At 58.5% G+C, this 13,375-nt stretch carries 10 protein-coding genes and 1 pseudogene; 5 read left to right on the plus strand and 6 right to left on the minus strand.

What is annotated here, in order from left to right; translation table 11 throughout:
* Nucleotides 1-1,221: 1,221 nt before the first annotated feature.
* Together ACVI1L_RS23570 and ACVI1L_RS23575 are read left to right on the plus strand one after the other, a co-directional pair.
* Nucleotides 1,222-1,443, plus strand: coding sequence for a hypothetical protein (locus tag ACVI1L_RS23570; protein ID WP_456783917.1), 222 nt, complete (start codon nucleotides 1,222-1,224; stop codon nucleotides 1,441-1,443).
* Nucleotides 1,444-1,873: 430 nt separating this feature from the next.
* A complete protein-coding gene (locus tag ACVI1L_RS23575; RefSeq protein WP_456783918.1) occupies nucleotides 1,874-3,346 on the plus strand; it encodes a PfkB family carbohydrate kinase in 1,473 nt (490 codons plus the stop codon).
* A gap of 254 nt (nucleotides 3,347-3,600) precedes the next feature.
* Here ACVI1L_RS23575 and tnpC read toward each other — a convergent pair whose 3' ends face one another.
* From tnpC to tnpA, 3 genes are read right to left on the minus strand one after another with little or no spacing between them, the layout of a single operon-like run.
* The gene (gene tnpC, locus ACVI1L_RS23580) at nucleotides 3,601-5,265 is read right to left on the minus strand and encodes an IS66 family transposase (RefSeq protein ID WP_456783919.1); all 1,665 of its coding nucleotides are present in this window, start codon (nucleotides 5,263-5,265) and stop codon (nucleotides 3,601-3,603) included.
* A 47-nt stretch (nucleotides 5,266-5,312) separates the two neighbouring features.
* Complete coding sequence (gene tnpB, locus ACVI1L_RS23585; protein WP_057016787.1) at nucleotides 5,313-5,660, minus strand: IS66 family insertion sequence element accessory protein TnpB; 348 nt, start codon at nucleotides 5,658-5,660, stop codon at nucleotides 5,313-5,315.
* Nucleotides 5,657-6,055 carry an IS66-like element accessory protein TnpA gene (gene tnpA, locus ACVI1L_RS23590; protein ID WP_057016786.1) on the minus strand — a complete coding sequence of 133 codons (399 nt, stop codon included), beginning with the start codon at nucleotides 6,053-6,055 and terminating at the stop codon, nucleotides 5,657-5,659. The genes tnpB and tnpA overlap by 4 nt, the downstream gene beginning before the upstream one ends.
* Before the next feature lie 549 nt (nucleotides 6,056-6,604).
* On the opposite strand from tnpA, the gene ACVI1L_RS23595 reads away from it, so the two are divergent.
* Nucleotides 6,605-7,762, plus strand: coding sequence for an AGE family epimerase/isomerase (locus ACVI1L_RS23595; protein WP_456783920.1), 1,158 nt, complete (start codon nucleotides 6,605-6,607; stop codon nucleotides 7,760-7,762).
* Between the two features lie 603 nt (nucleotides 7,763-8,365).
* Here ACVI1L_RS23595 and ACVI1L_RS23600 read toward each other — a convergent pair.
* Together ACVI1L_RS23600 and ACVI1L_RS23605 are read right to left on the minus strand one after the other, a co-directional pair.
* Entirely contained in the window at nucleotides 8,366-8,497 is a 132-nt protein-coding gene (locus tag ACVI1L_RS23600; RefSeq protein ID WP_456783921.1) for an IS66 family transposase, read from the minus strand.
* Nucleotides 8,498-8,553: 56 nt separating this feature from the next.
* Entirely contained in the window at nucleotides 8,554-8,853 is a 300-nt protein-coding gene (locus ACVI1L_RS23605; protein WP_456783922.1) for an IS66 family transposase, read from the minus strand.
* A gap of 29 nt (nucleotides 8,854-8,882) precedes the next feature.
* Between ACVI1L_RS23605 and ACVI1L_RS23610 the strand changes: the two are divergent.
* A pseudogene (locus tag ACVI1L_RS23610) lies at nucleotides 8,883-9,244 on the plus strand (IS110 family transposase); the annotation flags it as partial.
* A 496-nt stretch (nucleotides 9,245-9,740) separates the two neighbouring features.
* Here the strand turns inward: ACVI1L_RS23610 and ACVI1L_RS23615 are convergent.
* Complete coding sequence (locus tag ACVI1L_RS23615; RefSeq protein ID WP_456783923.1) at nucleotides 9,741-10,532, minus strand: glycosyltransferase family 9 protein; 792 nt, start codon at nucleotides 10,530-10,532, stop codon at nucleotides 9,741-9,743.
* Between the two features lie 1,322 nt (nucleotides 10,533-11,854).
* On the opposite strand from ACVI1L_RS23615, the gene ACVI1L_RS23620 reads away from it, so the two are divergent.
* A protein-coding gene (locus ACVI1L_RS23620; RefSeq protein ID WP_141343507.1) for an IS630 family transposase occupies nucleotides 11,855-12,797 on the plus strand; the annotation gives its coding sequence in 2 pieces (ribosomal slippage) (nucleotides 11,855-12,193 and nucleotides 12,195-12,797; 942 coding nt in all).
* Nucleotides 12,798-13,375 lie beyond the last annotated feature (578 nt).

Consider the following 13,375-nt stretch of genomic DNA (forward strand, 5'->3'; position numbering starts at 1 on the left):
TCGTTCGTCGCAAGCCTCCGGCAAAACGCCGTCGTCGAGGATATCGACATGAAGACGGAGTGCGAACTTGACAAGCCGCTGTTCCAAAAGCTCGTGGCCGGCGAGTGGATCGACCGGATGAGAACCTGATCATCATCGGTCGGTCCAGCTGGATTGCTTGCGCCTTGGGCCACAAGGCCTGCCGCGACAACCGCTCAGTGCTCTATCAGCGGCCGTCGCGGCCGTTCGAAGCGCGCGCCCTCGCGCAGGGCATGGCCCAGCGCACAGTGGCGTGGGCTCCGATGATCAGCAGGCGACGCAAGGTTCGCGCCCATGTTGGAAGTTAACACAATCGGGTTGGATCTGGCGAAGAATGTGTTCCAGGTGCATCGTGGCGATGCGTGAACTGTGCTGTTCAGGAGAAAAGCGTCGCCGCCATCAGCTGCGTGGGTTCCTTGCCACCACCGCAACCCCAAACCGCGATGCCATCGAACGACGGCTCTTTGCAACTGCCGCGACGCGCGTTTACGCAGATCATTGGAAATTGGTCGGGCCATCGGATCCTAGCATCCAGGCCACCCAAGCATCTCGGAATCATATTCGCGCCAAATCTGGAATCGCACCGATTCAATAAATCCGTGAACCGCTCTAAGTGTCAGGTTGTCGACAACGGCGATGAGCCTGTCAGGTTTAAAACAGTGTTCGTATTCGAGCGCAATAGAGCGTTTTCAAAGTGCATCAAGCGCTTAGTGAGGGCCGGCGGTGTTGGCACAGCCATTGCCAAGATGCAGATAACGGGTAAGGCTGAGTGTACACAGTGACATACGCCTCCTTCCCGAGCCAAGGTGCCAAGTTTTGAGAACGAAATAAGCTCGCGCATGGAGGCGCGCAACGCCTGGCAACAACTTTGGAGAGCAACATGGCCATGTGCGTCGAGCCCCAGCTCCTGCGATCAAGGTGGAGACTTAGGAGTCCAGCCCTTTTAAACTGCCTAGCCAAGGAAAGTGCAATGGTCAAATTGTTGGCAACATGGTGCAGATCATGTGCGGCAGCGATGCCTATCTGGAGCATCCGAAAGAAAAACATAGAGATAGCGGGTAAGAGAACATCAGAGCTGTGGCTAGCGAAAGAGCGTCATCGGCGAAAGCGGTCCGAGCCAAGTTGACGCGTGGTTTAACTGAAAGGGTCGAAGCTGAAATATCGGTTTGCATTCCACTATCCAGGCGATATGAGAAACGTTGGATGGAGCTCTGCCATTCCCTTGGGATGTCTACCTCGTCCCTCGCCGATCATGACAGTCGCATCGCCTCCATCGGTCATCCGATGCAGCTCGATGATGCATTGTCGAAAGTGCTCAATAGCGTTTGGCATACCGGCGACGAAACTAAAATCAGCATGCGAAGCGGATCGCCGAAAATCTACGCCGCGGTGGCCCTTTCAACGATTGGCGAGGCAATCGTGTGATGCCGAGCAACAACAGTAGCTTGCTTCACCCGGGCTCGCTGGTCATCCGCCAGTTTGTTTGCGACAAAGTCGGCAAAGATCGGAGGTATGGATGGCAGGGCCGATACACGAACTCTTCGATTCGACGAAGACTAACTCCTACTTGCCGCCTGCCGGGCGATTTGTGATGGGTAAGGATTTGTCCGAAGACATCTTGGCACTGAACCTTCTGCTCGGCGACCGTCACATCGAGATTGACTCAAAACCCGTGAGCGGACGATCCGGGCCCCATCAATTGCGGCGCGACCTCAATGCCGCACCATCGAGAGAACAACACCATGCGTCTGGCTCACACAAATTCTCTAACATATCGCTTCGGCTGACCGATCCTTGGATCGTTCTCTCGTGCCGTGGACTAGGGAACCAGTAAATAGGCAGGGCGTCGGACATTATGCATTTTGATTTCTCCGGTTTGCGAATTGCCGTCGTGGGCGACCTTATTCTCGATCGCTATCTCGACGGGACCGTTAAGCGATTGTCGCCCGAGGCTCCCGTCGCAGTGCTCTTGCGACAGCGCGAGCGTGACGCGCTAGGAGGCGCGGCTAACGTGGTGGCCAACCTCTCGGCCCTCGGAGCCGAAACAGATCTTGTGGGCGTTGTTGGTGCGGACGACAGCGGCACCCGCCTGCTCGATATGCTTGAAGGGTTGGAAGGCGCGCGCATGGATATTGTCGTGGATAAGGATCGTCCTACGACGTGTAAGACCCGCGTCACGAGCGGCGCACATCAGATCGTCCGGATAGATCATGAGCAGTCGAACTTTGTGAAAGCCGAGATCGAGGCGGATTTGATGGGCGCCGTTCGTATGGCCGCCGTGCAGGCTGACGTGGTGGTGATCTCTGATTATGCGAAGGGGGTCTGCTCGGATCGCGTTATTCGGGAGACAATCCAATGTGCAGCGCGTTCTGGCAAACCATGTATCGTTGATCCGAAGCGTTTCGCTCTTGAAATTTACCGAGGCGCCACCCTTATTAAGCCAAATCGAAACGAACTAGCGAACGCCGTCCGAATGCGATGCGAAACTGACGTAGAAGTCGAGCGCGCTGGCAGACGTGCGATTGAACAAACGGGCGCCTCCATTCTATTGACTCGTTCTGAGCAAGGTCTGTCGTTCCTCTCACCCGGCGGACAGGTGCTACATCTGTCGACGGCGACTCAGGATGTCTTCGATGTCTCCGGAGCCGGCGATACGGTTCTCGCTGTGTCCGCCCTCGGCTACGGCGCCAGGCTACCTGTGAACAAAATCATGAGCTTGGCTAATACAGCGGCCGGCATCGTTGTGGGTAAGGTCGGTACAGCGGTCGTCACACTTCCCGAAGTCTACGCCGCACTGGGCGAAGAGGTCGGAAGTAATCGGGAAAAGCGAGGCGAGTTAGTCACGTTGCGTGAAGCGTTGGATCAACGCGAGCGATGGCGCCGTCAGAGTCTCACGGTAGGCTTTACGAATGGATGTTTCGACCTGCTTCATACCGGCCATGCCGTGCTGCTCAGGCGGGCGGCTGAGGCTTGCGACAAATTGATCGTGGCAATCAACGGTGACGCTTCCGTAAGACGGCTCAAAGGACCGTCGAGGCCACTTCAGCGCGAAGAGGCACGGGCTCATCTTCTTGGTGAAATGCGCATGGTCGATCTAGTCGTCATTTTTCAGGATGATACGCCCATCGATCTTGTCGAGGCCCTGCAGCCTGATGTGCTAGTCAAGGGCGCAGACTATACCGAAGACCACGTCGTTGGTTCGGCGTTTGTCAAAGCGCGCGGTGGCAAGGTGGTGTTGGTGCCGCTTGTGCCCCAACAGTCGACGACTTCGATCATTAGAGGAAGCCTCGGCGGAACAATCTCAAATGCCGAAAGCGATGAAACATAGGCAGAAATGATAAGATTCGTGCCCGTTTCATGAGATCCGATAGATCCGATCATTTGCCTTCGAACGCGTCCCTCAGTCTTTATGCTCGCAGCAAGCGCTAGTTGGACCTTATTGTTACAGACAGGATCGCTGAGCGGTCGCCTGCTCCGAGCAAAGGTGCACTAGGTCTATGAAAAGGTACGCACACGACGAGGGCCGCCCGATTGACGCATGCGCGCGGGTCTCGAGAGCGCTATGATGGCGTTGGGTGAAGATCAGGCGGCCCGCTGATCGGAGGGCTCTGCAGCCTGGCGCAGAAGCTTCCATTCCCAGGGCAGCAGTTCGTGCAGACGCGAAGTGGGAAGATCGGCGATACGGGTGAGGACGTCGGCAAGCCAGGCCTTTGGATCGACGTCATTGAGCCGACACGTCGTGATCATCGTCAGCATGATGGCGGCACGGTTGGCCCCACGCTGGCTGCCGGCGAAGGTCCAGTTGCGCCGTCCCAAGGCGATGCCTCTCAATGCGCGTTCAGCGCAATTGTTGGTCAAGCAGATCCTGCCGTCGTCGAGGAAGCGGGCGAAGCCCTCCCAGCGCCTGAGCATGTAGTTGATCGGCTTCAGGACCTCGGACGAGCGCGAGAGGGTTTCGCGCTCGCGCAGCAGCCAGGCGTGCATGTCGTCGAGAAGCGGCTTGCTCTGTTCCTGGCGGACGGCGCGCCGGTCGTCAGCGTCACAGCCGTTGATGGCGCGCTCGATCTCGAACAACGCGTCCAGCCGCTTGACCGCCTCCAGTGCGATCGGGGAGACCGGTTTACCCTTCTTGCCCTCCCGAGCATTTTTCTCGATGTCAGCCAGCTCGAAGAAGCCTCGCCGGGCATGGGCAAAGCAATACGCCGGCGTAATTGGTAGTGTCTTCTTCTGCGGATCGAACAGCGGCTCGAAGCCGTTGTAGCAATCGGCTTGCAGGATGCCGGCGAAGGCGGCCAGATGCTTCTGGGGATGCTCGCCTCGTCGGTCACCCGAGGCGTAATAGACCGCCGCAGGCGGCGCAGGCCCGGCAAAGGGCCGATCATCCCGTACATACGTCCAGATCCGTCCGGTCGTGCACTTGCCCTTCGCCAGGATCCGGATGGTAGTGTCATCGCCATGAAGGCGCTCGGCAGCGAGCACATGGCGTTCGATCAGGTGGAAGAGCGGCATGACCGCGAAGGTCCCGTGGCCGACCTGGTCCGCCAGCGTCGACAACGACAGGTCGATCCTCTCGCTCTTGAAGCGCGCGCTTTGGCGGTTGAGCGGGATATGCATGCCGAACTTGTCGAACAGGATGGTCGCCAGCAATTGTGGACCGATGAAGCCGCGCGGCGTGGCATGGAACGGCGCAGGCGCCTGACTGATCGTCTCGCAATCGCGGCAGGTGAACTTCTCGCGTACCGTCTCTATGACCTTGAAGCGGCGCGGGATCTCCTCCAGCGTCTTGGTCACATCCTCGCCGACCTTCGCCAGCCGTGATCCACCGCAGCAGGCGCAGGTCGTTGGAGCTTCAGCGACGACGCGCTCGTGTTCGATATCGTCTGGCCAAGGCTTGCGCACCGGCCGCTTACGCGTGAAGGGACGGACGTTCTGCGTCTTCGCCGCCGCCGCCTGAGCGGTAAGCTCATCCTCGCTCGCCGTGGTTACGAGTTCCTCGAGCTCCAACTCCAACTGCTCGAGCAGCCGTGCCGAGCGCTCGGATCGCTGCCCGTGCAGTTCGCGCTTGAGCTTCTCGATCCGCAGCTCAAGATGTGCGATCAGCGCTTCGTTGTCCGACAGCTCCGCCCGCGCACTGGCGGCATCCGCGACGGCGACATCGCGCTCAGCCTGCAACATCTCTCGCTCGGCCAGCAGCGCAAGGTAGGCGCTCGCGAGGTCAGAAGGAAGATCGTCCGGCTTCGATGTCATGAAGCCATTGAATCAGATCGAGCAGCAGATTCAAATCGTAAAAGCGGCTATCCGACCCGCGTCGGCCGATGGGTTTCTTGAGGGTTACGCCAATCGATTCCGGACAACAGGTAGCTCATCTGAGCCGGCGAGATCGTCACAGCTTCACCCGCAACCGATGGCCAGACGAACTTTCCTCTCTCGAGTCTCTTGGTGAACAGGCATGCTCCCTGGCCATCGTGCCAGATCACCTTCACAAGATCGCTTCGGCGACCGCGGAAGACGAACAGATGACCGCTGAGCGGGTCCTTGCGCAGCACCTCCTGCACCTGGAGTGCCAACGACGGAAAGCCTCGGCGCATGTCCGTGTAGCCTGTCGCGAGCCACACTCGCGCGCCCGTGGGAACTGGGATCATCGGCGGACCAAAGCATCGAGAACACGACGTAGCGCGTCTCCATCAACGTCGCCATCGACCCGGATGCGGTGCCCGGTACCAAGATCAATCTCGATGATGCCGTGGCTCTTGCGTCGACGCGTCGTCGTCGTCAACGGCGCTTCGGCCACCTCCCGCGGTGGCGCGGACGACCCAATCTCGACCGGAACAAACGGCGCTATGCTCGCTTCGCCGTGCCTGCAAAGCTCCTTGCGCCACCTGAACAGCTGGCTCACATGAAGCCCGGCCACGCGAGCCACCTCGGAAACATTGGCGCCGGGCTCCAGCGACGCTGCAACAAGCCGTTCCTTCTCATCTTGCGACCAGCGGCGCCGCCGCTCGACCGACGTGATCACCTCCGCCCTCGAAATCGTCATAGCGCTTCTCCTAGGATTACCCCTAGGACCTGCAGCGATCGCGTTCGTCAAACAAGGCGGCCCTCAACGGAGGGATACTATGAAAAGCGAGATATGAAAAGCGCAACTACCAACATGTTTCCAGATACTGCGCAGGGTCCATCTGTTTCACTATTCAATCGTCACAGGACAGCATTGCAGATGGTAAACAGCAACGCGACTTTATTTAGTCAGGGTGTGGCCGCCGTAGTACTTTGACTGTCGGTCCGGCGGACGTTCTGATATCTTCGACGTAGACTCGGGCAAGGCCCGTACCTTTCGCGCCCAGCGCAGGTGCTTTGGCTTGCTCGAGATGCCAGCAAGCATCGAATACATCGATAACGATACTCACCCTCCTAGCCCAGCATTAGTACTTCACCGAGACTTCGCGGGATCATTTGCGTCAGGCCGGATATGTGGCGGAGTTTATGCCGCTTGAGGACGCGACGTTCGTCGCTATATAGAGAAGTAATTCGCTGAACACGATCAGTATCGATGATCAAGTTGTCCATTGGACGGAGCGTTCGCTGGATGGACCAGCTTTCAAAGTTTCGCAACTGGGCGTTGCGACAGGCCTTACCGTTATGGGCAGATGTGGGATTCGATCAATCTGCCATGTTGTTTGAAGAGGCGATCGCTTTCGAGGGAAGTCCACTGGTATCTGCGCCCCGTCGAGTCATGGTTCAGGCTCGCCAGATCAGTGTTTATGCGTTGGCGAGCCAACGTGGCTGGTTCAACGGACGGGACATTGCCTTGGCCACGGGCCGGTCAATGATAGGATTGTTCTGGGCGCCCGACGGAGAGCCGGGATGGGCCTTCTCGATTACTCGAGACGGTGCTGTTGCCGATTCTCGACGCGATCTTTACGCTCATGCATTCGTGTTGTTTGCGCTAGCTTGGTTAGTTAAGCTATCGCCCGATGACTTGTTCTATAAGGCGATTGAGGACACAGTCCTATTTCTGGACGACCGATTAGCGGATCGACAACGTGGTGGTTTTTGGGATGGGCTGCCGCGTCGCCGTAATCCGAGACGACAGAATCCTCACATGCATTTGCTGGAAGCCTATCTTGAGCTATTTGAAGCCACGTCGCAGCACGGTTATCTTGATCGGGCGGGCGCGCTCGTAGCGCTTGCGATCCGTCACTTCATAGGGGCCGGCCGCGGCGTCTTACGAGAGTATTTCGACGATCATTGGCAAGTCGTTCCCGCCCCTGGCGCGGGCAGCGTTGAGCCGGGCCACCAGTTCGAATGGGCATGGCTGCTCCGTCGCTATGAGGGCTTTGCGTCAGTGTCGCTTGAAAGCGAGATTGGGAGGCTTGTTGCGTCGGCGCTGACGCTAGGAACCGACCGCGCGCGAGGCCGTATTGTTGATGAAGTAAGTGAGGACGGCTCAGTTCGCAGGCGTTCTAGTCGAAGCTGGCCCCATGCTGAAGCGTTGAAGAGCCTCGCTGTAGAAACATGGCGAGGGAGTGATTATCAAGTAGACATCGCGGCGTTTCTAGGCCGCCTTGCAAAAGTCCATTGTCCCGAAAGCTTGGGCGGTGGCTGGCTCGATCATGTGTCCGACAAAGATGAACCGATAAGTACATCTATGCCAGCGAGCACTCTTTATCATCTGATGTTCGCTCTCGCCGAGTGCGAACGATGTCTGCAGTCCTCGATTGATCCCATGGGCGATCCCTTTTAAACCCACAGGTGAAGAAAGCCATCGCCTTCTGAATACCCACGACCGTCGAAATGGAGCGATGCCGTCCCTCGCCGGCGAGGCGGTATGTCGCGAATAACGGCAAAGCCATCCATCTCGGTGAAGTGGAGCAATCAGCTCGAGTGCGGATGTTAGCATTTATCTCGATGGGGTCGATATAAGATGCTAGCAAGGGTGGGCAGGTGGCGAGAGCTTCGGCGACCAGGAAGCCAAAACCTGTCGAACGACGGCCGTGCCGACTTCTAGAGCATCGTCGCTCGCGTTCGCTGCCGCCCGTTGGAACGGACAAGCATCTTGCTGTTACCAATGAGGGTAAGCGGCACGACCGCCCGGCAAACCGAGTTGGCCTAGCAGCATAACGATGACGCTCTCCCGCCGTCCATCGCTGAAGCCCGATCGAAACTATGCTGCACGTCGGCCGTCCGACGAAGACGCCCGCCGTGGCGCTAACGTCATGGGCGCGTTAAGCTGCTGCGGCGATCTTGTTGAGCAGCCTTCAAGTCCACGGAGGGAGGTCGGCGACCGACTGGCGGGATGATCAGGAAGCCATGCCAACACATTGGTCAGCCAGGCTGCGGATTGAGATCATCTTGTAAGTTCGATCAACGTATAGATTGTGGTTGCGCGACCACCGCCAGCGTCCGAACCCGCTAAGGTCCAGTTCTTTCTTCCGATCGCGATGCCCCGCAAGGCGCGTCCGGCTGCGTTGTTTGACAAGAAGACGCGACTGTCGTCCAGGAAGCGGGTGAACGCTAAGGCTGCAATTGATCGCCTTAGCGGTAGTTCTTAGTGGAGAGTAGCGTTCGCTGTTGGCGCATTGCGAGCTCGGCAATGAGCGGCCGCGATCGTTCACGACGGACGGAAAGCCGCACCTCGGGCGTCTTGCCGTTGATGCTGCGCTCGATCTCCAAGAGCATATCGATGCGACGTACGGCCTCGCTGGCGATCGGCGCCTCTCCCTGTTCGACCAGGTCGACAAACTGGCTCCATCCATGGCTCCAGCAGGCGGCTTCAAGGATCGGTGTTGGCTTTCGATGAGGCTGGTTGTAGCCATCAAAGGCATCCGCCAGCATAAGGCCCGCTAGCCGGCAAGACGGGCCTGCGGATGCTCCCGGCACAACTGCGCGAGTACAGCAAGGGACAGAGGAACGACTTCAATAATGCCGAGGCCGTGCAGCGCCCGACGATGAAGTTCGTCGCGACCAAGATCGCCGAGCAGCTAAATCTGCAGGCGTTGCGTCGGGTGCGCGAGCGACTGGTGTCGCAACGTACCGGGATCATCAACCAGATTCGCGCCTTCATGCTGGAGCGCGGGATCGCCATGCGACAGGGCATCGGTTTGCTACGCAAACGACACATCATTCTTGCGACGCGCGCAGATGCCTGTCACCACGCATGTTGCGTGTCATCGAGGAGTTGGCAGTCGATTGGCGCCGGTTGGATCAGCGCATCGGTGCAATCGCGCGGGGATACGATCGATAAACTCGAATGGTATTCTCTGCGATGGAAGATCGAGGTCTTCCACAAGATGCTCAAATCCGGGTGTAGGGCAGGGGACTCGCAACTGCGGACTGCTCAGCGATCGATGAATCCGATCTCGGTATTCTGCATTGTGAGCTGGCGCATTGTTTTTGGATGACGATGCTTAATCGTTCAGCGCCAAATGCCTCAGCGGAACTTGTGCTGACCAAAGCTGAAATCCAATTGCTTGATCGCCTCGTCAAAGACAAGAATCCAGTCAGCGCACGACGAAAGACATTGTCGCATTATCTCATCAAGATCGCCAGGCTCGGCGGCTAAGTCGCCCGCGCCAACGATCCGTCACCAGCGAATCTGATCATGTGGCGCGGATTATCGCGATTCATCGATATCGCAACGGGAGCAAGACTCTGACTCAAAATGTGGGTAATCGTAAGCCTCGTCGGAGGCGTACGTCCTAGGCGGCGCTCGAGAAATGTTCTCATTTTAGAAGCCTCAGCGCCGAGCTGACAACCTGCTCGATGCTGATCTTCGACATACACCTCCGGCAATGTTCGCAGGCGTCGAAGTTGCCGCAGCCTAGATCGTCTCCGGTAAACAAGTTCACGTGTTGTGCGTAGCCGGTCACCCACGGCGACACAAAGCCGCCGAAGATCACTACCGCTGGCGTGTTGACCGGGTCGGCCGCGCAGGCGTGGTGCAAGCCCCCCTCGGGCCCGATGTAGAGCGCCGCGCGTGCTAGCACCGCGCAGGCCGTTCGGAAGTTCGGGGTCGCGATGCGCTCGATACCATCGATCGCGTGCAAGCCGGTATTGAACTGCACGACTCGGAATCCGCGGTTGCGCAGGATCTGGGCGACGCCGTTGTAGCGATCGAGGCCCCACTGTTTGTTCTGCGCGCCCCACTGCTTCGCTTTGTCCTTGATGTTGGGCTCTATGACCACGAAGTCTTCGCCGACGCGCTTAGCAAATTCGAGCTCGCGCGGATCGAAGAAGAGCTCGCCCGGCCGTTGTGTGCCCGGAGTGAAAATCCAGTGCCGGCACCCGCCGCCGCCGGGCCGGCAATGTTTGCGCACAGCGCCGTAGTGCTCGATCCATTCGAGATTATCAGCTCGCTCCTGTCCGGGGGCGGCCACATTGGGATTGTCATAAAAGATTAAGTGAGCCCATTCGTGCCATTTGATTTCACGGCCGTCGCCGAAGGCGATCTTGACGCCCCGGGCGTGAGCTCCGCGCGCCATGCCGGAGCCCATGAGTTCATCACCATATCCCATCGAAACTCCTTCCGACTTCCTTGCGGACAATCTCCTCGGCCTCCTCGGCGAGCTCCTCCGGTTACAAAAGTACGATCAGCGCTACCGGCTTGTTCCGACGTGCGGAAGCGGAAGCTCGCCCAAGCTGACCGTAGCGAAGTCGCCTCGCGAGCGGCGGCAAATGCTGCACCTTGATCCAAAGAAACCCCCTGCACCAGCATCTGCGCTGCTCAAGCTGACCGTTGAGTCTGTAATCTGGCTCGCGGCTGCCGCTACTCGATCGTCTTCAGCAGCTATCACCGTTTCGCATGAGCAAGGTCGTCGCAGCCGATGAGGCTGAAGACCTCTTTCTCAATGTCGGCAACGCTTCCGATTAAATGCGGTTCGCGTTCGTAGTCGTCGCGGCAGGGGACGCTGCAAACTATCGGCCGAATTCACCGACAGCGGCGAGAGGATGACGATTGCCAACAACCAACTTCGTCTTCGGAAAGCAGCCGCTATTGGCCGCAAGCTTGGCAGCGCCACGCCGGGGAACTTACGTGGGAGGCCCACATGGTTCAGGTTACCAAGGTCGGAATAGCCGCCAACGAGCACAGGTAGTTCGGTCGAATCCACTATGGGTTGGATCAGGTCGTCGAGTCTGCGGCTGGAAGTTTTCGAGGCATCGCAGTAGCCAGGAGACCAGGCAATGGACATGCTCGATGCGGGGAAACCGTCGACGCCTCCGCGCTCAGCGAGCGCTCCCGACTCGTCCGTTTCCATGAGGAAGGAGAGGTCGCGGGTGGAGCATACCTCAGTGCGCAGCATTTCTACCGCTGAAGAACGAGCGTGTCGATCAGGCCGGTCGGCGAGAGCGGCTTGTGGTTGATGGTGCATGCAGAAGTCCCCAGCATGGTGCAGCTGACGAGCCAAGTATTCATTAAACGATAGATGACAAGTTGCGTTACCGGGATCAATCACCAATGTTGCTAGTTGACCGTGTCGCTATGGCATGTCGTGCGGGAATTTGGCGTGGTCGTGTTTGATCGTTGCTGGTGGCAATTGCGCGCGCGTTCGCATTGTCCAGACGCCGTCGATCTATCGAGCTGTATCAAGCTTGATTTTGCAATTGTGCGTGCGTTGTGGGACCTGTGCGAGGCGTGCGCTTACGGTTAAGTATCTCGCATTTCCGAGTTCGCGATTGTGATCTCGACCCTTTAATGGCATCATAATGTCGGCTACAGACCATGTTTGATGATCACTAGAGCGGTTTCCAGTTGAGGTGAATCGGAACAGTCAAAGGGGATTCCCACGGGCACGCAAATCAGATTCGGTGTTGCCCGCGACAACATGCGGGGCATGCGATGGCGAAGGGATACTCCAAGGACCTCAGGGTGCGTGCGGTTGAGCTTGTTGAGTCCGGCGAAAGCGCACGTGAGGCTGCGCGCATTCTCAATCTCGGCGCTTCGACTACGATCCGATGGATGGATCGTTGGAGGAAGACCGGAAACGTTGAGGCCAAGCCCGGCACCGGGCACAGCCGCTCGCCGTTGGAGCAGCACAAGCAGTGGCTGATCGAGCTGATCGCCGCGGAGCCGGACCTGACGCTCGAGGAGATCCGCGCGCGTCTGCGCTCTCAGAGAAAGCAAAAGGCCGGCATCGGTTCGATCTGGCGTTTCTTCGACCGTCACAGCATCACCTTCAAAAAAAACACTGCACGCCGCCGAGCAGGATCGACCTGACGTCGCTGCCGAGCGTGCCGCGCTGAAAGCCGAGCAGCCCAAGCTGCGTGCACCGCGCCTCATCTTTATCGACGAGACTGCGGTCACGACGAAGATGGTCCGGCACTATGGGCGCTCTCCTCGCGGTGAGCGCCTCGTCTCTGGCGTGCCCCATGGTCACTGGAAGACGCTGACGCTTGTCGCCGCGCTGCGCATCGATGGCCTCACGGCGCCCTATGTCATCGACGGTGCAATGGATGGGCCCTCGTTCCTGGCTTATGTCGAGCAAGTCCTGGCGCCGACCTTGCGCAAGGGCGACATCGTCTTCATGGACAACTTGCGCACTCACAAGATCGCCGGTGTCCGCGAGGCGATCGAGGCTGTCGGCGCCCGCGTGCGTTATCTGCCGGCCTACTCGCCCGACCTCAATCCAATCGAACAGGCCTTCTCCCGGTTGAAAGCTGCGCTGCGCAAAGGCGCCACCCGCACGGTCCAAGCCCTGCTCAAACTCATCGGCAAACTCGTCAAGTCGTTTGCGCCGCAGATGTGTGCCAACTACTTTAGGCATGCTGGATACACCAGATGATCCACATCATGTGGAAAATGCTCTAGATCTCGGCTCGAAATAGCGTTCATGACGCGGTATAGGTCGCGCCTGAATGGAAGCTGCGCGTTGTCATTCGCGTGGACGACAACCCGGTCGATCGAGATCTCTCGCGGGCGGTCGGATCGACTAGAGTGGCGCGACGTCGCTCCTCGGTAAGACCGTATGGCGCGACCCGACGGCGCGTATACCAGTAGAAGAGGGATCCACCGAGAGAGTTGTCGATTGATTTTGGTAGCTGACGAGCGGTTCGGACGAGCAATCGGACGGTTCGAAGCCTCGTGACAAAAGTCGCTTTAGGCGGCCGAGCAATGCAGTGGGCCGTAACGTGAGTGAAGCCTGAGCACGCCTCGAAAGTTACGATGTGAATGCAGACCCGATCATATGCCGGGGAAGGCCATGCGGACAGGGAAGCAATCGACGCATGTATCTGTCTGGTTCACCGGGTAATGTGCACGGCACGTTGAAAAGGCAGTGCGGGTAATCGGGAGAGACCCGTCTTGGTCGAAGGTCGCGCCTTCAGCATTGAGTAGTCGATGGATCGGACGGGAGTCGGACTG

The organism is Bradyrhizobium sp. USDA 4516 (assembly GCF_054055915.1).

Bases quoted from the DNA above. Each gene is read 5' to 3' on its own strand.
- ACVI1L_RS23615 (WP_456783923.1), bottom strand. From the start codon at position 10,532: ATGGGATATGGTGATGAACTCATGGGCTCCGGCATGGCGCGCGGAGCT.
- ACVI1L_RS23570 (WP_456783917.1), top strand. From the start codon at position 1,222: ATGGAGCTCTGCCATTCCCTTGGGATGTCTACCTCGTCCCTCGCCGAT.
- tnpA (WP_057016786.1), bottom strand. From the start codon at position 6,055: ATGACGATTTCGAGGGCGGAGGTGATCACGTCGGTCGAGCGGCGGCGC.
- ACVI1L_RS23575 (WP_456783918.1), top strand. From the start codon at position 1,874: ATGCATTTTGATTTCTCCGGTTTGCGAATTGCCGTCGTGGGCGACCTT.
- tnpB (WP_057016787.1), bottom strand. From the start codon at position 5,660: ATGATCCCAGTTCCCACGGGCGCGCGAGTGTGGCTCGCGACAGGCTAC.
- ACVI1L_RS23595 (WP_456783920.1), top strand. From the start codon at position 6,605: ATGGACCAGCTTTCAAAGTTTCGCAACTGGGCGTTGCGACAGGCCTTA.
- ACVI1L_RS23605 (WP_456783922.1), bottom strand. From the start codon at position 8,853: ATGCTGGCGGATGCCTTTGATGGCTACAACCAGCCTCATCGAAAGCCA.
- tnpC (WP_456783919.1), bottom strand. From the start codon at position 5,265: ATGACATCGAAGCCGGACGATCTTCCTTCTGACCTCGCGAGCGCCTAC.